The sequence below is a fragment of the Echinicola shivajiensis genome, from assembly GCF_018642165.1.
In the GTDB taxonomy this organism is placed as follows: Bacteria; Bacteroidota; Bacteroidia; order Cytophagales; family Cyclobacteriaceae; genus Echinicola; species Echinicola shivajiensis.
On sequence record NZ_JAHHZM010000005.1, the window covers coordinates 114,471 to 133,938 of the forward strand.

The window sequence follows — 19,468 nt, forward strand, 5'->3', positions numbered from 1 at the left end:
ATCAAACCTATTAAACCAATTAAAGGAATCATGAGATATCCAATATTAATCACGCTTGTTGTTGTTGCAGGAAGCATTATTTCTGGATGTGGAAGGGGAAATACTGAAGAGTACAAGAAGGAGTTTACTTCAGATGCAGAGGAAGCGGTCGAGTTTCTTAATCCCCCTTTGATCAAGGAAATATATACGGCTGATCCTTCGGCACATGTTTTTGAGGGTAAAATATATATCTACCCATCTCATGATGTGGAATCGACAGTGGAAGAAGATGATTCTGGTGCTCAATACAATATGAAAGACTATTTTGTTTTTTCCTTGGATAATGCAGGAGGGCAGGTAGTTAATCACGGCAAGGCTTTGGATGTCGAGGATGTAAAGTGGGCTAAGCGACAAATGTGGGCCCCAGATGCAGCAAAAAAAGACGGTAAGTATTACCTCTATTTTCCTGCAAAGGACCATGATGACTTGTTTAGGTTGGGAGTAGCGGTGTCAGGTAAACCATCAGGTCCTTTTATACCTGAAGAAGCGCCTATGGAAGGTAGTTTCAGTATGGACCCAGCTGTTTTCCAAGATGATGATGGGCACCATTATATCTATTGGGGAGGAATTTGGGGCGGCCAACTCCAAAAATGGAGAACTGGAAAATATATCTCGACCGGTAATAGCCCTTATGATGATGAGCCTAATGAAGACGAACCTGCCATAGCGCCCCAAGTGGCCATGTTAGGTGAAGATATGCTGCAATTCAAAGAATCTCCAAGAGATATTATCATTTTAGATGAAACTGGAAGTCCCATAAAGGCTGGAGATCATGAGAGAAGGTTTTTTGAAGCTTCATGGATGCATAAGTATAATGGTACCTATTATTTCTCATACTCTACTGGAGATACGCATAAGATAGTTTATGCTACAGGAGATAATCCATACGGCCCATTTACTTACCAAGGTGTTATTTTAAATCCAGTACAGGGCTGGACCAATCACCACTCAATTGTTAACCATGAAGGGCAGTGGTATATTTTTTATCACGATACAGAACTTTCAGGTAAAAATTATTTAAGGAATGTAAAAATGAGCCCTCTTCGACATTTGGAAGATGGCAGTATAGAAGTTATTGATCCAATAATTAAATAGATAATGCTAAGCTGGAGCCTCATATTGGTTTGTGGGAGGATTTTAACGTGGGGTTTACCACTTGCAAGCCAGATGAGGTCGCCCAGTTAAGCAGACAGGTTGAAAAGATAGATGAGTGGTAAACAGAATAGTGATCTGGTTGTGGGGATAAAAATATTGGATAAAAAAGAATTAACACTGAACCATAGATAGGTTTAGGTTAGAATAGGGCTATACATAACGAAAAATCAGGAGGGATTCTCTCCTGATTTTTTCTACAAATGAGACAAAATGATTTATGCCATTTCAAAGGATTCTGAAAGACGATTTAATCGAAAAATACATGTTTATAATTAATGGAGTTAATATTAGATCAATATTACTTGTTTGGTTTGGACTTATACTTTCAATTCCTGCTCTGAAAGCCCAGCAATTGGCGGGAATTGTAAATTTTGAGGAAAATGAAACGGATTTTCCATTGGTTGGACCATATGGTTCTACTGCTTTTTTATTGGAAGCGGACACTGATGAAGGGGTGAAGATAGCAGCTGGTAATTTTTTAAATGATATTAGAGCTGTCACCGGAATTGCTCCAAAATTGTTTGATAGACCATTAGATGGTCAATCATCCCGAATGGTGATTATTGGTACCATTGGAGAAAGTAATTTGATCAATGAACTTATTGAAAGTAGGAAATTAGAAGTTGCTGATGTGGGAGGAAAATGGGAAAGCTTTGTGATTCAAACCATCCAAAACCCATTTCCAGGTATTGAAGAAGCGTTAGTGATTGCAGGCAGTGACAAGCGGGGAACAATTTTCGGAATTTATGAGATGTCTCGCCAGATTGGGGTAAGCCCCTGGAGCTGGTGGGCTGATGTGCCTGTAAAAAAGTCAGCATCACTTTTTGTCAAAAAAGGCAGATTCGTTTTGGGAAGTCCTGCGGTAAAATATAGGGGGATATTTATCAATGACGAAGCACCGGCTCTAAGTGGCTGGGCCCATGAGAAATTTGGCGGCTTCAACCATAAGTTTTATGAGAAGGTCTATGAGCTGATTTTACGATTAAAGGGAAATTTCCTTTGGCCGGCCATGTGGGGACGTTCCTTATATGAAGATGATCCTATGAATCCGGTTTTGGCTGATAAATATGGGGTGGTCATTGGTACATCTCATCATGAGCCTTTGATGCGTGCCCATGTAGATTGGGCCAGACATGGTGAAGGTGAATGGGACTATACCAAAAATGAAGAAAAATTAAGGCAGTTTTGGAGAGAAGGTATGGAGCGGATGGGAAGCCATGAAAGTTTGGTAACGATAGGGATGCGCGGAGATGGTGATGAGGCCATGAGCGAGGAAAGCAATGTGGCACTTCTGGAAAAAATAGTAAATGACCAACGGGAGATCATTGCAGAGGTCACCGGAAAGCCAGCCCAAGAAACCCCTCAGGTATGGGCCTTGTACAAAGAAGTACAGGAATACTATGACAAAGGCATGCGGGTACCGGATGATGTGACTTTATTATTGTGCGATGATAACTGGGGGAATGTCAGGAAGCTTCCCAAAATTGGTGAAAAACAGCATTCCGGTGGTTATGGTATGTATTATCATTTTGACTACGTGGGTGGTCCCAGAAATTACAAGTGGCTCAATACCAATTCCATTCCACGAATTTGGGAACAGATGCATTTGACCTATGAACATGGGGTGGATGAGATTTGGATTGTCAACGTGGGAGATATCAAACCCATGGAACTGCCCACCAGCTTCTTTTTGGATTATGCCTGGAACCCCAATGCTTGGTCAGCGGAAAGATTGCCTGAATATACGCGTAGATGGGCAGCGCAGCAATTTGGAGAAAAATTTAAGGTGGAAATCGCTGAGATCCTTGACCTATATACCAAATATAATGCCCGAAGAACCCCGGAAATGTTAGATCAGAACACTTACAGCCTTAGCCATTATCAGGAGGCCGAAAGGGTAGTGACTGATTATAAGGTTTTGGCTCAGAAGGCACAGGCCATTTATGACCGATTGGAAGGACAGTATAAGCCTGCTTATTATCAGTTGGTATTATTTCCGGTGTTAGCTTGTTCTAATCTGTATGAACTGTATTTAGCTTCAGCTAAGAACCAACTTTATGCCCAACAGGGCAGGGCCCTGACCAATGATATGGCGAAAAAGGTGGAAGAGCTGTTTGTTCGTGATGCGGAATTAACTCGCTACTATAACGAGGAACTTTCTGACGGTAAATGGAACCATATGATGGACCAGAATCATATCGGTTATACCTATTGGCAGGAACCAAAATCCAATGTCATTCCGGAAGTAAAACGCATTGAACTGCCTGAAACGGGAAATTTGGGAGTGACGATATCAAATGCTGATGCGTTTTATCCCCAAACCACTGAATTGGTGCTCGAAGAGATGAGTACTTTCCAAACCTATGATCAACAAATTGTTCTATTTAACCGTGGTCAATTGCCTATCCAATTCGACATCCAAAAAAGACCCAAATGGCTTGTACTGGATAAGGTTTCTGGCAATGTGGATGAACAAGAGGTATTGAAAATCAAGATAGACTGGGAAAAGCTTCCCTTAGGAAGAACTGAAGGAACGTTGACCATCAGGTCTGGTAAAGAAAAGGTGCAAATTCAAATTCCTGTTCATCGGTTTGAAGTGCCTGAAGACTTTATGGGTTTTGTGGAGAGCAACGGTTATATATCGATGGAAGCAGACCATTTTACTTCTAAAGAAGAGATCACGCCAGTGAGTTGGCAGATTATTCCTGGTTTGGGTAAAACCGGTTCTGCGGTTACAGCTTTTCCGGTGGCTTATGAAAGGGAGGATACAGGTGTACTAAAGCACCATGTTTCATTTGATACTTATTTTACTTCTTCTGGTGAAATCACTATTCATACTTATATGTCTCCAACCTTGAACTTCAAAAATACAGAAGAGGGGCTGTGTTTTGGGATTTCTGTTGATGATGGTGAGCCTCAGATCATTTCTATGCATAAGGAAGAAAGACCGGGAAGCTGGGATAAATGGGTCGGTGAGCACATCAATATTAAAAGCAGCCAGCACCTTATCAATCGGCCTGGGAAACACCAAATCAAACTATGGTTGGTAGATCCTGGCGTGGTGATCCAAAAAATAGTGGTGGATACAGGGGGATTGAAAGAGAGTTATTTAGGCCCGGAAGAAAGTTTTTTTAAGACCTCAAATAAATAATGAAGGATGAAAGTTTGTTTGAATAGAAATGCAGTTGTTTGTCTGATTATTTTATTGGTCCTTAAGGTTCAGTGGGGCTATGGAGAAGTAAAACTGCCCCATTTGATCAGTGATGGAATGGTGCTGCAAAGGAATCATGAAATCCGTATTTGGGGTTGGGCGGATGCCGGGGAAGAGGTGAATGTGGCTTTTGAAGGAAAAAGCAGGGCCGTCACGGCCAGAGCAGATGGCATATGGGAAGTGGTTTTTCCTGCGATGAAGGCAGGGGGACCCTATGCGATGAAAATTTCCGGAAATGCCAATGCCATTTCATTGGAGGATATCTGGCTGGGGGATGTGTGGATTTGCTCCGGTCAGTCCAATATGGAGCAGACCATGGCCAGGGTGGAGCCCATGTTCCCAGACGAAGTGAAAAGTGCCAATAACCCAAAAATCCGTTATTTTGATGTACCGGATGCCTATGATTTTGCTAGTCCCCAACTGGATGTGAGAGGGGGAAAGTGGCTCCCTGCTGATCAGGAAAATATCAAACAGTTTTCCGCTGTAGCTTATTTTTTTGCACAAAAGGTCTACCAGAAGTATGGAATTCCAATAGGTTTGGTCAATGCTAGTGTGGGTGGATCACCGATTCAATCATGGATCAGGGAGCGTGAACTCAAGCGTTTTCCAGAAGATTACGATGAAGCCGTTCGTTTTCAAAATCCCAATTTGATCAAAGAAATCCAACAGCAGGACCGTGACAATATGCGGGATTGGCACCGAACAGTCAGAAGTAAGGATAAGGGCTATGCCAATACTTCCATTCCCTGGCATGATCCAAAATATCATCCAGAAAACTGGAAGGAAATGGGGCGATTGGATCTGCTTCCAGTAGCACCAGGAAAACGGCCCGAAAATGGGGTGTATTGGTTCCGTAAGGAATTTTTTCTGGAGCAGGAAAATGTAGGAGATGTAGAGGCCAAATTGTTGTTGGGGACCATTGTGGACAGTGATTCAGCATATATCAATGGAAAACTGGTAGGCACCACCGCTTATCAATATCCTCCGAGAAGGTATAAAGTTTCTAAGGGTGTTTTGAAGCCTGGGAAAAACATATTGGTAGTGCGAGTGATCAATGAGCGGGGCAGAGGAGGCTTTGTCAAGGAAAAGCCTTATCAGCTGGAAGTAGGAGAAGAGATCATCAACCTAAAAAATAACTGGTACTATAAGCAAGGAGCAGTCATGCCACCCATGCCAGGACAGACTTTTATTAGGTTTAAGCCTTTAGGGCTTTATAATGCTATGATAGCTCCTTTGCAAGAATATACAGTAAAAGGTGTGCTTTGGTACCAGGGAGAATCCAATGCTGGCCAGCCTCATATATACGAGGATCAAATGCAAGCACTGATTGAAGGTTGGAGGAAATCCTGGGGCAGGCCGGATTTGCCATTTCTTTTTGTGCAACTCCCCAATTTTATGGCTCCAACGGACGACCCACATTCAGGAAACTGGCCTGAACTGAGGGAAGCCCAACGACAGACCTTAAAGGTTCCCCATACAGGAATGGCAGTAACCATCGATGTGGGTGAAGCCAATGATATCCATCCATTGGATAAAAAGACAGTTGGAAATAGGTTGGCCCTACAGGCTTTTAAAGTGGCTTATGGTGAAAAAGAAGGTCTTTTTTCAGGCCCTGCTTTGAAACAAGTAAAAGTTAAGGAAAGTAAAATAATCCTCACCTTCAGTGAGGTTGGGAAAGGACTAATTACAAAAGATGATAAGCAACTAAAAGGCTTTGCCGTAGCAGGAAAGGGGCAAAAATATCAGTGGGTAGATGCCAAGATTGAAAATAAAAAAGTCATCTTGGATTGCTCCGGTATTGAACAGCCCAATAAGGTTTGTTATGCCTGGGCAAATAATCCAGTAGAGGCCAATCTGATCAATGAAAAGGGATTGCCTGCCTCTCCCTTTGAAGTTGCCATAAGTGATCCTCGTTAATGATTATTAATATGGTGAAAAATTAATCCAATCGGTAGTTGTATAAATTTTTAATTAACGAAAATAATTGAGTCAAATATAATGGGGTAAGTGGTTTTAATATTTCAGGGAATTTAAATTCTTAATGTTACTCTTGTTTAGGATTAGTGTTTATATTTTGGAATTACTTGAAATTGATTGCAGTATTGTGATATCTTTTCATGTTTTCTTGAGACTAAAATCACTTCCCCATTTACCACTCGTTCTTATCCCAATTTTTTATAATAACAATCTGTGGTGAAATAGTAGGTTGGAAGTTGCTATTAGAGCTTTGGGTTGTGGGCCTTTAAGTACTTATTGCAAACGGATTTGTTTGAGTTGTGTGTGTCAATCGTGACTAAAACAATTATTAATAATCTTATGAGCTGGAACTGGGCTTGTTTTGGGGGCAGCAATAGGTAGATTGTTTAAGAGATGAGATTAAGGTAGAGGTAAAATAACTTTATTAACCTCTTTAACCATTCGGTAATTGGAAAGGTCAAAGCGTCTATGCGTTGATTGTTATGTCCAAAAATGAAAATAAGAGAAACATGATTTCAGTATTATATGGTGAACATTTAAATGATTTTACTATTTATTTAGGGACCAAAACTTAAAATGTGTTTGTTAAAAAATGTTAATTTACTTGTAAATTTTTTTCTTCAATTATAAAATTGAAGCCGTATTTCTAAAGTGCTATCATACGATAAATAGGCTAGGATTTAACTTTATTCATTTAATTTATAAATTTCACTTATTTATATTATGTCAGTAATCAAAGTTCACGAAAGAGTCCTCTGCGGGGGCTTATGCAGTTTATTATCGCTATTTGTGTTTTTTGTATCAGCTCTTTCTCCCTTGAATGCATGGGCAGAAAACAGTGATTCAGGTTCTTCTTTTACCGCACGTTTGATCAATATTGAAGCACCTGTCAACGAGACTTTTCGTTACCAAACTACACTCCAAAACAATTCAGAAAAAGCCCAGCGTTTTGAATTGAAATCAGATGTTCCCGAGGGATGGAGGGTAGTGTTCAAGGCAATGGGAAGCCAGCTTACTTCCATTAAATTGGAACCAGGTAAATCCGAAAGTATCAGTGTGGAGGTAAACCCTGCTTATGGCGCAAAACCTGATCAATATGAAATCCCTGTTCATGCAGTTTCTGGTGATGAGTCATTGGAACTTGAACTTGAGGCCGTTGTGGAAGGGGCTTATGATTTGGAGCTGAGCACTCCTACAGGTAGGCTAAGTGGGGAAATCACTGAAGGTGAAAAAGCTGAAATTCACCTAAAGGTGAAAAATACGGGCTCCCTGCCTCTAAATGAAATCTCCCTTTCATCCAAGAATCCCCCCAATTGGGAGGTGACTTTTTCTCCTTCTGAATTAAATCAGCTAGCCCCAGGTAAAACAGCGGATGTGGTGGCCACCTTGACGGTCCCCGACAAAACTTTGGCTGGTGATTATGTCACGAAGTTCACCGCAAAAAATGCTTCGAGTACAAGCGCTGCGACCTACAGGATGACAGTAAAGACCTCCATGCTTTCGGGGGGAATTGGGGTTTTGGTGATATTCCTTGCCATTGGTTTTGTAATTCAGCTTATCCGCAAATTCGGAAGAAGATAGGTATATGATGGATCAGCAAGTCATAAAGTTAAGTGGCCTTACAAAATGTTATGGCACTTTCAAGGCTGTCAATGAGTTGAACCTAAGCATCAATAAGGGAGAAATATTTGGTCTTTTGGGACCAAATGGCGCCGGTAAGACCACTACAATCCTTATGATGATGGGCTTAACGGAACCAACAGAAGGAACCGTTCATGTCTGTGGATACAATTCAACATATGATCCCATATCAGTGAAAAAGCAGGTGGGGTATATGCCGGATAGTGTGGGCTTCTATGATAATATGACGGCCTTGGAAAACCTGATGTACATAGGTGAGTTGAATGGGATTCCAGCTGATGAACTGGAGGAAAGGGCACTCGAAGTCATGGATGTTGTAGGGCTTTCAGGGGCGGCTATTCATAAAAAGACGTCTGCCTATTCTAGGGGAATGAAACAACGTTTGGGATTGACTGAAGTACTCATTAAAAAGCCTCAGATTATAATTCTGGATGAACCGACACTGGGGATTGATCCGAGTGGGGTAAAAGAGTTCCTTTCCTTGATAAGGAGATTGAGTAGGGAAAGGGGGCTTACGGTATTGCTTTCCTCCCACCACCTTTACCAGGTGCAGCAAGTGTGTGATCGTGTAGGCATTTTTGTTAAAGGAGAACTTTTGGTAGAGGGCAATTTGGATTCGCTTTCCAAGGGGCTTTTTTCTGAGAAATCCTATGAAATATGTGTCAGCTTGATGGATGATATTGAGGTGCCATGGAGGGAAGAATCTGCTTTATTACAGCTGGATGGCATTCAAAATGTATTAGTGGATGGAAATAAAGTTGAAATTACCGGTAATGAGGATGTCACCCCTGATATCGTAAGTTTTTTTGTGGAAAAGGGTTATCGCGTTACCGGTGTTCATAAGAAAGAATATGGACTGGAAGATATTTACCAAAAGTATTTTGAGAATAATAAAACGGAGGAGGTATATCAATGAAAGCAATCATAAATTCGTTTGAGAGACATTATTCTACAATATCATTGAATAAACCCACCAATCCTTTTTGGGTAATAGTGAGGAAGGAGGTTGCTGGACATATTCGAAGTTGGAGATTTATCATTTTACTGGCGCTGATCCTCCTTACATTTTGGGGGGCTACTGCTGTAGCGATGGCCAATTTGAGAGAAGTGGTAGCTAAGGTGAAAGATGCAGACCAGCTTTTCATATACCTAAAACTACTGACAACCACGGAAGGAGCTTTGCCACCCTTTCATGTCTTTCTGAATTTCTTGGGTCCATTGTTGGGAATAAGCCTGGGGTTTGATGCCATGAATTCCGAACAGCAAAATGGAACTTTGACAAGGATAATGGCGCAACCAGTTTACCGGGACAATTTACTCCTGTCAAAATTCGTAGGTTCCATGATCCTGGTAAGTACCTTATTGTTCAGCCTTTCTCTTTTGATGATTGGTGCTGGAATGGTGATTACAGGGGTGATGATCGAGGCTGAAGAGGTGTTTAGAATTATAGGTTTTAATATCCTATGTGTAGTATATGTTGGGTTCTGGTTGGGGATGGCTATCCTTTTGTCCATCCTATTTAAACAGGCTTCAACATCAGCTATTACTGCCATTGGTATTTGGTTGTTTTTTACGGTGTTCTATCAAATAATCATAAATATTGCTGTTAAGGCATTTGCTCCTGAAGTCAATGAAATATCACAAATTGAAATGTTGCATTTCAATGAGATGATATTAAATGTTTTAAGGTTGGCACCCAGTCAGCTATATAATGATGCCACTACTACTTTATTGATGCCCTCGGTAAGAAGTTTAGGACCAATCACCATGGAACAGATGGCAGGGGCAATCCCCTCACCACTTCCTCTTAGGGAAAGTTTGGTGATTGTCTGGCCACAGTTGAGCGGACTAATTGCGTCTACAGTATTGTGTTTTGCACTTTCTTATTATTTCTTTATGAGGAGGGAAATAAGGACTTAATAGGAAATCTTGACCATTTTACTGGAGCCTACCTATTTAATCAATTGATCTAAATTTGAAATAATAACTATTGGTAGTCACTTTGTAAGTGAGGAAGTAGTAAGGTGACCACGATGCTATATTTTTAGCAATTACTCCATCAATCTGCAAAGGTATTCCGAAAAGAAAAAGGATCAGGGGCAAGCTGAATGCTTCCTTTCGTCAGCGCCCTTGACTTCTTTTTCTTTCCATTTTTAAATGGGATCCAAGAGGAGTGAATGTGGTGGTTTGGTCAATTTTTTATACTAACTCAGAAATAAGGGATTAGTTAATTTGCGTTCTTATTTCCAAAAAGGTTGTTATTTCGATTTTTCAGGGCATATGTTATAATTCCTGCATCTTGTAAAAAATGGTGTCCAATTGTTGGGAAAGTATTTTAAGCAGTTATTTATAGCGGTCTTAGGTGGTATACAAAAAACCAGGTATAAATCTAGGCAAGGGGATAGTAATTGTCTTCTTATTTAGTTAATTAAAGGAAAGGGGGATTAGTCCTAATGAAGCTTTTTGAGATGATTTTTTTATTTGTTTTACCATATTTTAATCATTGAGTTTTTATTTTGAAGAAATTTAAGTGGCTCGGATTTTTAAAGTGGGATTGAAGTGGATTTTTGTAACTTTTCTCTTTTTTAAATTAGCTTGACTTGTACCAAAATATACAAATTTCACTTAATTCTGACATATTTTTTTTCTGCTCTAATGAAATTTAATATTCATAATGGCAATCAAATTTCTTTTCAAGCTAGGGCTCCACAATTACGCTGAAAAATGAGGAATCACCATTTTATAAAATATTCATCACAAAATGTAAAAAAAACATCAACCTAATTTGGATATATACAAAGATATTACTGATTGTATTTTCCTGTTAAAGATTTTGTAAACTAAAGCATTTTTTATGTTTTTTTTTATTTAAGTTGTTGTTTTTCATGTTTTTGTGTCTTTTTCTTCTGAGTTGTTTTTCCAAGTAAACCATTTTAAGGATTGGTGTTTACATAATTATAGACCTTTTGGACATTCCTGCTAACGGAAAAGTGAGAGGTGAAGTAATTTTAATTTCACACAGTTAGAAATACTAAATCAAGCCCTTAATTCAGCGTAGAGTGTTATCAAAAATTATCTACAATGAATTTTGGTCATTTTATTATGACCAAGCGGATGAATGCAACCGAATAACCATTTTAACATCAATAAATCCAAAATATGAAACCAAAAATTACACATTGGCTTTTAGCTAGAAAAAAATACTGGTTATTGGGAATAATAATTCTCATAGCATCGCAAGGTATTGCTCAAAATATTACGGTGAGCGGTCTTGTTGTCGACAAGTCGGGAGAAAGTCTACCAGGAGTTAATATTATTATTAAGGGGAGTACTAAAGGAACGATCACTGATCTGGATGGTAAATTTAGTATTGATGCTTCCAGTGAAGCTATACTGGTATTTTCCTTTTTGGGTTTTACTCCAAAGGAAGTGAAGGTAGGCAATCAGGATTTCCTAAATATTACCTTGGAAGAGGACCTTTCTGATCTGGATGAAGTGGTAGTGGTAGGCTACGGTACTGTAAAGAAAAGTGATCTTACAGGTTCAGTGGCTTCTGTCAAACCCGATGAGCTGAATTTGGGATCACTTCAAAATATCGACCAGATGCTGACAGGAAGGATGCCAGGTGTGCAGATTAACCAGAACAGTGCTGAGCCGGGAGGTTCTGTAAATGTAAGGATTAGGGGTGTTGGCTCTATTAATGCAGGGAATGAACCACTCTATGTGATCGATGGAATGCCTATTGATAATAGTCCATCTATATCAGGCTCAGGCTCGGGAATCAGTGATAACAGGAATCCGAAAAATCCACTCAACTTGATCAATCCCAATGATATCGCTTCTATTGAGGTACTGAAAGATGCATCCGCTACCGCTATTTATGGTTCGAGAGGAGCGAACGGTGTCATCATGATCACCACCAAAAGAGGAAGCAATAAGGGTACTCAGGTAACTTATGATTTTTCTGGAAGTCTTCAGCGAATGGCCAATAAAGTGGACTTGTTGAGCTCAACTGAATTTGCACAGGTGGTCAATGATATTCAAGAAGACAGCGGATTGGATCCATTGTATGATATGTCGCAAGTTACTGAGCAGTCTGATTGGTTGGATGAAGTTACCAGAACTGGTTATATACAAAATCACAATTTGGCCGTTAGCGGAGGGAATGACAAGAGCTCTTTCTATTCTTCTGTAAGTTATTATGACCAAAAAGGTATAGTGGTAAGTTCTGGCATGGAGCGTTTGTCTGCGAGATTAAATGCCGAATTTAAAGCCAGTGATAAGTTCCGTTATGGCGTCAACCTGACCAATTCCTATGTGAAAAATGACAATGTACCTTTTGGTACCGGCTTTAATGCCAGTGCGGGGGTGATCAACTCGGCCATGGAAATCGACCCCACTATAGACAAGTTCAATCCTGACGGAACACCCTATCAGGATTTTAGTATAGATATGGACAATCCCCTTATCATTGCAGATGTCTTTACAGAAGAAGAGAATACCAGGCTTTTGGGAAATGTTTTTGGTGAGTACACCATTATACCGGATCTTAATGCCAAGCTGACCTTGGGATTTGATAGGCTGAATGCCAGGAAGGATACTTATGTACAGTCGACCACCAAGACAGGGATTGCCAATGGCAGTGGTATCGGGACCATCATCACTGGTGATAAATCCAATAAAATGCTCGAGGCCACTGTGAACTATAAGAAGAGCTGGTCTGTCCACAATTTCAACTTTTTGGCCGGCTATACTTATCAGGACTTTATCAATAAGGGCTTTAGTGGTACCATTGATGGCTTTCCTTCAGATGCACTGTTGACCAATAATTTTGGTCTTGGAAATACAGAAAGGGATGAGGTAAACAGCTACAAAAACTCCAATAAGCTGATCTCATACCTTACAAGGGTCAATTACGACTATAATAGTAAATACTATATTACTTTTTCCATGCGAGCTGATGGTTCTTCCAAGTTTGGGGAAAACAATAAATATGGTTATTTCCCAAGTATGGCACTGTCATGGAGGGTTTCACAAGAGTCTTTTCTTTCCAGTTCAGAAGTGGTTACCAACCTAAAATTAAGAACCAGCTGGGGAAAAACCGGTAACCAAAGTATCGGGAATTTCATGTCACTTTCCACTTTAGGGGCTGGGGGACTGGCCTTGATCAATGGCCTGCAGCAGCAAGGAATTACGGCAACGAGGATTCCTAACCCGAATTTGAAATGGGAAACGACCACACAGTTTGATATAGGAGTGGACTTGGAACTTTGGGCAGGACGTTTAAATTTCGTCGCAGATTATTTTATCCGAAATACGGATGATTTATTGCTCAACCTTCCCCTACCAAAATCTTCAGGTTTTAATTCGATATTGGACAATGTGGGTTCTGTAGAAAACAAAGGATTTGAACTGGCCATTGAATCTTATAATATAGACGGACAAAAGTTTGCTTGGACAACAAGTTTTAATTTTACCAAGGTGAAGAATACAGTGACTGATTTGGCCGGAAGTGACCAGATCCTTCAGGGAGGACTGCCATTTACTTCTGATATTACAATAGTAACCGAAGGTCAACCGCTTAATAGTTACTATGGACATATTGTAGATGGTATATGGCAAGAAGGTGAAGATATCGCCAATTCGGCACAGCCTAATGCCCAGCCAGGTTATCCGAAATTTAGGGATATCAGTGGACCTGAAGGGGTGCCAGATGGAGCGATCAGTGATGCAGATAAAACGGTTATTGGAAGCCCGTTTCCTGATTTTTCTTTGGGATTACGTAATAATTTCCAGTATGGAAGGTTGAATTTGGATGTGTTCTTTGCCGGAGACTTTGGGCAAAGTTTACTTAACCAAAATTTATTGAATTCTCTTTATCCAATCGATCCAGGAAGAAACCGTTTGGCGGAGCCCCTGTTGAACAGGTGGACGCCTCAAAATCCAAGCAATGTATGGCCATCCGGTGTAAACCCAACCTCTTATGGAGGAAGCACGGTAAATAGTCTTTCAGTGGAAGATGCTACATTCATTCGCTTAAGGAACTTGAGATTAAGCTATGACTTCAATGTGGCCAATCATAAATTTCTACGAGGGGTGAACTTTTACCTTCAGGGAAGCAATCTATTGTTGATCACTGACTATATGGGCTTTGACCCTGAGGTCAATTCCCTGAACAATGGAGCGAATTCAGCTAGGGCTGATTATAACGCCTATCCTAATGCTAGAACCTATAGTTTGGGATGTAGACTTTCCTTTTAAGTTACGCTGTAAATTAAAATTGAAAACAAATGAAAAAATATAGTTTATATATCGCTGGATTGTTGCTGATGACCACCTTTACTGCTTGTGAAGAGCAGCTGGTTGAAGAACCTTATGACCAGCTTAGCCCCAGCAATATTCTTAATAATGAGGTGGGATTGGAATCTTTGTTAACATCTGCCTATGGATTTATGCAAGTCCATCGATTTGGACTTATCCAGTGGCACTATCTCGAAGAAGGTCCTTCTGATCTGTTTTTCGAATCAGGAGGCGGTCAAGCCCGGGATGCGGCATTTATACAGGATTTCACTTTTAATTCCGAGCATCCTTGGATAGGAGGTGTTTATAATGGCAGATGGAATGCCATTAGGGATGTCAATTTGTTTTTGGATAATGTGGAGGCGGTGAATTATTCCCAAGCAGATAAAGACGTGAGAATAGCTGAAGCCAGATTTATACGTGCCTTTAGTTACTACTTGTTGACCAAGTGGTTTGGGGAAGTGCCATTGACACTAAGCAGCACTCCTGAGCTATATCCTGCAAAGACTCCTTCCAATGAGATGAACCAATTTATTGAGTCCGAGCTACGTGCTGCTGCGAATGGACTGCCGCCAATTCAAGTGGAAGCCAACAGGATCACAAAAGGAGCTGCTTTGGGCATATTGACCAAGTTTTTCCTCAATACCAAACAATGGCAGAAATGTGTGGATGCTGCAGATGAGCTTATTGACTTAGAGATATATGATTTATATCCTGATTACAAAAGCATGTTTGCTCCGGAAAATGAGGTCAATTCAGAATTTATCTTTGTAATGCCTCAGACCCGGGATGCAAGTGGTATGGGTACGGAGTGGCTATCACTTTCCCTTCCTCCTGCTTATCCAATTGAGGGACCAAACTTTGCCGCACAATTCAGGTATTATGATGCCTTTGTCAACTCTTTCGCCGAAGAGGACAGCAGAAAGAGCCTGATACTTACCAGTTATGTCAGGACTGACGGCCAGCCTGTGCAGCTATTGGGGAATGACAATTCCAGAAGTTTCAAATTCTTGGATCCTAACCGTATAGGAGCTGATCAGGAAAATGATTTCCCTATGGTGAGATATGCGGATATTTTACTTAGCAAGGCAGAGGCATTGAATGAACTGCAAGGCCCCAATCAAGAAAGTATAGACTTGATTAACCGTGTTCGGTTGAGGGCGGGTGAGAATATGGAATTACTACAATTGACCAACTTTGATCAAAGTGCCTTGAGAGACCATATTTTGCAGGAAAGGGCATGGGAGTTTTACTCTGAGACCAAAAGAAGAAGTGATCTCTTAAGACATGGAAAGTTCATTGACAGGGCATTGGAAAGAGGAAAGGATGCCAAGCCATACAACGTATTGTATCCCATACCACAAGGGGAAATTAATGCCAATGAAAATCTCGTTCAAAACGATGGATATTGAGGGTTAAGGTCAGTCGGCCGATGCTATTCATCCCGCTTGGGGTGGGAGCTTCGGCTGACCCTTTTTAATGGTTTTAGTAAAATGGTCCAAAACAATGAATATAAAAGCATCAATAAAATACAATAACTTTATTTTTCTAAATTTCAGCTTATTGCTGCTTGTTCTGTTGTCATCATGTACAAGTGAGGAAAGTAGGCATGAAGCCAAAAAGCCAAACATTATTGTTATCTATACTGATGATATGGGAATTGGAGATTTGTCCTGTTATAACAGCGGATGGGTCAAAACACCTCATATAGATAAATTAGCAGCTAAGGGCATTAAGTTTAATCATTATTACGCCGGTTCCCCAGTGTGCTCACCATCTAGGGTTTCGATTACTACTGGAATGTTTCCTACTGAATGGGGCATCAATACATATTTGCATGATAGGAAAGGAAATGCTCGATGTGAACAATTAGACTATCTTGATGTTTCTACACCATCGATGGCCAGAGTGCTCAAGCAAATAGGATATAAAACCAGCCATGTAGGAAAATGGCATATGGGAGGAGGGAGAGATGTCGATGATGCGCCCCAAATTACTGAATATGGTTTTGATGAATATACTACGACTTATGAAGGTCCTGATCCCGATGAGTTGATCACAGCTTCCAACTGGATATGGAGTAAGCAAGACAGTATAAAAAGGTGGGAAAGAACGGGGTATTTTGTGGACAAAACCTTAGACTTTTTATCCAGAAATCAAGATAAACCTTGTTTTGTCAACTTGTGGCCCGATGATATGCATGATCCTTGGATTCCCAGTGACGAGTTTTATGATAAAAGGGAGACTTGGCCTAGTAAGCCAAATTTTGTTCCTGTTTTAGAAGAGTATGACCGTCAGATAGGAAGGTTGATGTCTGGACTGGAAGAGATGGGAATTATGGAAAATACATTGATTATTTTTACAAGCGACAATGGAGCCTATCCGACTTACGAGCAGATCAGAACAAACAGTCAGCGTGGAGCTAAAAACAGCCTCTATGAAGGTGGAATCCGTATGCCTTTCATAGTTAGTTGGCCAGAGGTGATTACTCCCGGAAAGACGGACAATGAAAGTGTAATTTGCTCTGTGGACCTTTTGCCGACTTTATGTGCTATTACAGGGGCAAGGCTTCCTGATGGATTTGATCTTGCAGGACAGGATATGAGTGATGCACTTTTGGGGATAAATACCCAAAGCAGACAAAAAGATATTATGTGGGATTTTGGTAGGAACCAACATTTTGGAAGGCCTCATAGACCCTACCACCAAAGCCCTCATCTAGCTATCAGGAGAGATGATTGGAAATTATTGATCAATTCGGACAGCAGTAGACTAGAATTATATGACATAAAAAAAGACCCTAATGAAACTACCAATATAGCTGACCAATACAAAGGTTTGGCAGGAGAGTTGAGCCATGAAGTGATCAACTGGTATTTCACAAAAAGGGTGGTTAGAGAAGAAAGAAATAATTAGGAAACTCAAATAGCCCAATAAATAGTACAAAACTTGAAATTGAATTATTCATTATTGTATTGATTTATTGTCCAATGGAATCTAACTGTTGAAACCAATTGTTTGTAGGACAGTGGTAGCAAAGGGTTGGTTTAGACTATGGATCTAGATGAAGCCATTTATCAATTTTTTTAGGGATTTTGGAAGGACCGGCCAGGATATAACTGGTCGGTCTGATTGTACTTATTGAGTTTACTTTTGCTATTTGTGGGAGTTATCAAAAGGATGGTAATTATTAGGCAGAGAAAGTATTCTTACTTTTAGTTTTTTCAGTTGAGAATAAAGTGCCCATTAACTTGATCATGAAAAATACCTAGTTATCCGAAATCATTTATTAGCGGTTTAGTTATTGAATCATCTCTTATAGAATACTACCGAACGGAATTGTTTTTCTTTGCTATTCCGTGTAAATGCCTATCAGCTAAGGTACAGGAAAGACATCGGATGATCATAAAAATCAATTTATTGTGCTGTTATTTAATAGGATTGTTATTTTGGACAAGATTTTAAATGGAAAAAACTATATGAAAGCTTTTTACCTACATTTATTTCCAATAATTTTTCTTGCTTTTTTTAGCTGCACAGAGGAAAAGCAGGACTTTAAATCTCCCAATATTCTATTTGTAATTAGTGATGATCAATCTTTTTCCCACACTAGTTTTTCTGGAAGTAGCTTTGTTGATACACCTGCCTTTGATAGGATAGCCAGCGAAGGTGTCTATTTTGCCCATTGTATTGCGGGATCTCCTGGTTGTGCCCCATCAAGAAGTTCAATAGTTACGGGAAGGTATCCTTGGCAAAATGAACAATCTGGCCAACATGCTTCTTCTTGGTTAAAGAAGTATGTACCATTTATAGATGTTTTGGGTGAAAATGGCTATATGACAGGAAGGACAGGAAAAGGGGTGGCTCCTTTTCAATATGCCAGCAGCCCTAAAGACTCACTTTGGAGAACTACAGATGCGGGGGGGATTGCCCATTCCAATATTCGCTATGAAGATGATAAAGAGGGGATTGAAGGATATGCAAAAGGAGTAAGTGGATTAGATTATTTTGAGAATTTTAAACACTTTATCGAAAATAAGAAAAAGGATCAGCCTTTCTTTTTTTGGTTTGGACCTTCTGAACCCCATAGGGCCTATGAAAAAGGTTCCTGGAAAAGAATGGGGAAGAATTTGGAGGATGTGGAGGTGCCAGGATTTCTTCCTGATAACGACGAAATACGAGGCGATTTATTGGACTATGCCGTGGAGATTGAATGGTTTGACAAGCATCTGGGAAAAATGTTAAAGTACTTGGAAGACATCGGAGAATTGGAAAACACCATCGTGATCGTCACTTCTGATAATGGAAAACCCTTCCCTAGGGCCAAGGCCAATGCCTATGAGTATGGTATTCATGTGCCCATGGCTGTGAGATACCCTAAAGCGTTTCCCGGAGGAAGAGTTATTGATGCACCCATATCCTTTGTTGACATTGCTCCAACTATTTTGGAAATAGCTGGCGCATCTCCAGAAGGGATGATGCCCATTACAGGTGAAAGCTTTTTGAAGCTCCTTACTTCAGAAGGAATAAATGAAAAGATCTTTTCCTATGCCTATTCAGGCCGAGAGCGTCATTCATCTTCTAGGTATAAAAATTGGGGATATCCCCAAAGAGCGATTCGCAGCAGAGATTACTTATATATTTGGAATATGAAGCCCGAGAGATGGCCCGCAGGAGCCCCTCAAAAATATAACCCTAAGGATACCGTACAGCTATTACCGATAAACGGTATTGGCTCCGATGGTAAATATATAGCCCAAAGTGCCTATACGGACATTGATGATTGCCCTACTAAGACCTATCTATTGGAGCATGGTGGAGATAGTGATATACAGCCTTATCTGGATTTGGCCATAGCAAAAAGACCAGAATTTGAATTGTATGATATTCGAAAAGACCCTGATTGTCTGAAAAACTTGGTTGGTAAGGAAGGATTCACTAAAGTGGAGGAAACATTAAATAAAGCTTTAGTAGCTGAACTTATAAGGACCCAAGATCCCAGAGTTGTGGGGCCTAAAAAGGATGTTTTTGATACGTATAAGCGATATTCCCCTATTAGAAGTTTTCCTAAACCATAATAGGGATAGTTCACTGTGGCACATATGATTGGATAAGGAGGGGGAAGTGGATGGTGAATATTGTTTT

At 40.2% G+C, this 19,468-nt stretch carries 10 protein-coding genes; all 10 read left to right on the forward strand.

The window, feature by feature from the left end; genetic code table 11:
- The first annotated feature begins 30 nt into the window (after window positions 1–30).
- Window positions 31–1,134 (forward strand): glycoside hydrolase family 43 protein, encoded by a 1,104-nt coding sequence (locus KMW37_RS10790; RefSeq protein WP_215224634.1) that lies wholly within the window; start codon window positions 31–33, stop codon window positions 1,132–1,134.
- 322 nt (window positions 1,135–1,456) lie between these two features.
- Window positions 1,457–4,345 (forward strand): glycosyl hydrolase 115 family protein, encoded by a 2,889-nt coding sequence (locus KMW37_RS10795; protein WP_215224635.1) that lies wholly within the window; start codon window positions 1,457–1,459, stop codon window positions 4,343–4,345.
- 6 nt (window positions 4,346–4,351) lie between these two features.
- Complete coding sequence (locus tag KMW37_RS10800; RefSeq protein WP_215224636.1) at window positions 4,352–6,322, forward strand: sialate O-acetylesterase; 1,971 nt, start codon at window positions 4,352–4,354, stop codon at window positions 6,320–6,322.
- A 783-nt stretch (window positions 6,323–7,105) separates the two neighbouring features.
- A complete protein-coding gene (locus KMW37_RS10805) occupies window positions 7,106–7,963 on the forward strand; it encodes a COG1470 family protein (protein WP_215224637.1) in 858 nt (285 codons plus the stop codon).
- A 4-nt stretch (window positions 7,964–7,967) separates the two neighbouring features.
- The gene (locus KMW37_RS10810; protein ID WP_246581445.1) at window positions 7,968–8,939 is read left to right on the forward strand and encodes an ABC transporter ATP-binding protein; all 972 of its coding nucleotides are present in this window, start codon (window positions 7,968–7,970) and stop codon (window positions 8,937–8,939) included.
- Window positions 8,936–9,943 (forward strand): ABC transporter permease, encoded by a 1,008-nt coding sequence (locus tag KMW37_RS10815; RefSeq protein ID WP_215224638.1) that lies wholly within the window; start codon window positions 8,936–8,938, stop codon window positions 9,941–9,943. Before KMW37_RS10810 ends, KMW37_RS10815 begins: the two co-directional genes overlap by 4 nt.
- A gap of 1,239 nt (window positions 9,944–11,182) precedes the next feature.
- On the forward strand, window positions 11,183–14,284 hold the full coding sequence (locus tag KMW37_RS10820) for a SusC/RagA family TonB-linked outer membrane protein (RefSeq protein ID WP_215224639.1): 3,102 nt from the start codon (window positions 11,183–11,185) through the stop codon (window positions 14,282–14,284).
- A gap of 29 nt (window positions 14,285–14,313) precedes the next feature.
- Entirely contained in the window at window positions 14,314–15,735 is a 1,422-nt protein-coding gene (locus tag KMW37_RS10825) for a RagB/SusD family nutrient uptake outer membrane protein (RefSeq protein WP_215224640.1), read from the forward strand.
- Between the two features lie 94 nt (window positions 15,736–15,829).
- Window positions 15,830–17,239, forward strand: a complete 1,410-nt coding sequence (locus KMW37_RS10830) for a sulfatase-like hydrolase/transferase (protein ID WP_215224641.1) — start codon at window positions 15,830–15,832, stop codon at window positions 17,237–17,239.
- A gap of 563 nt (window positions 17,240–17,802) precedes the next feature.
- Window positions 17,803–19,401 carry a sulfatase family protein gene (locus KMW37_RS10835; protein ID WP_215224642.1) on the forward strand — a complete coding sequence of 533 codons (1,599 nt, stop codon included), beginning with the start codon at window positions 17,803–17,805 and terminating at the stop codon, window positions 19,399–19,401.
- Window positions 19,402–19,468 lie beyond the last annotated feature (67 nt).

Bases quoted from the DNA above. Each gene is read 5' to 3' on its own strand.
- KMW37_RS10790 (WP_215224634.1), top strand. From the start codon at position 31: ATGAGATATCCAATATTAATCACGCTTGTTGTTGTTGCAGGAAGCATT.
- KMW37_RS10795 (WP_215224635.1), top strand. From the start codon at position 1,457: ATGTTTATAATTAATGGAGTTAATATTAGATCAATATTACTTGTTTGG.
- KMW37_RS10800 (WP_215224636.1), top strand. From the start codon at position 4,352: ATGAAAGTTTGTTTGAATAGAAATGCAGTTGTTTGTCTGATTATTTTA.
- KMW37_RS10805 (WP_215224637.1), top strand. From the start codon at position 7,106: ATGTCAGTAATCAAAGTTCACGAAAGAGTCCTCTGCGGGGGCTTATGC.
- KMW37_RS10810 (WP_246581445.1), top strand. From the start codon at position 7,968: ATGATGGATCAGCAAGTCATAAAGTTAAGTGGCCTTACAAAATGTTAT.
- KMW37_RS10815 (WP_215224638.1), top strand. From the start codon at position 8,936: ATGAAAGCAATCATAAATTCGTTTGAGAGACATTATTCTACAATATCA.
- KMW37_RS10820 (WP_215224639.1), top strand. From the start codon at position 11,183: ATGAAACCAAAAATTACACATTGGCTTTTAGCTAGAAAAAAATACTGG.
- KMW37_RS10825 (WP_215224640.1), top strand. From the start codon at position 14,314: ATGAAAAAATATAGTTTATATATCGCTGGATTGTTGCTGATGACCACC.
- KMW37_RS10830 (WP_215224641.1), top strand. From the start codon at position 15,830: ATGAATATAAAAGCATCAATAAAATACAATAACTTTATTTTTCTAAAT.
- KMW37_RS10835 (WP_215224642.1), top strand. From the start codon at position 17,803: ATGAAAGCTTTTTACCTACATTTATTTCCAATAATTTTTCTTGCTTTT.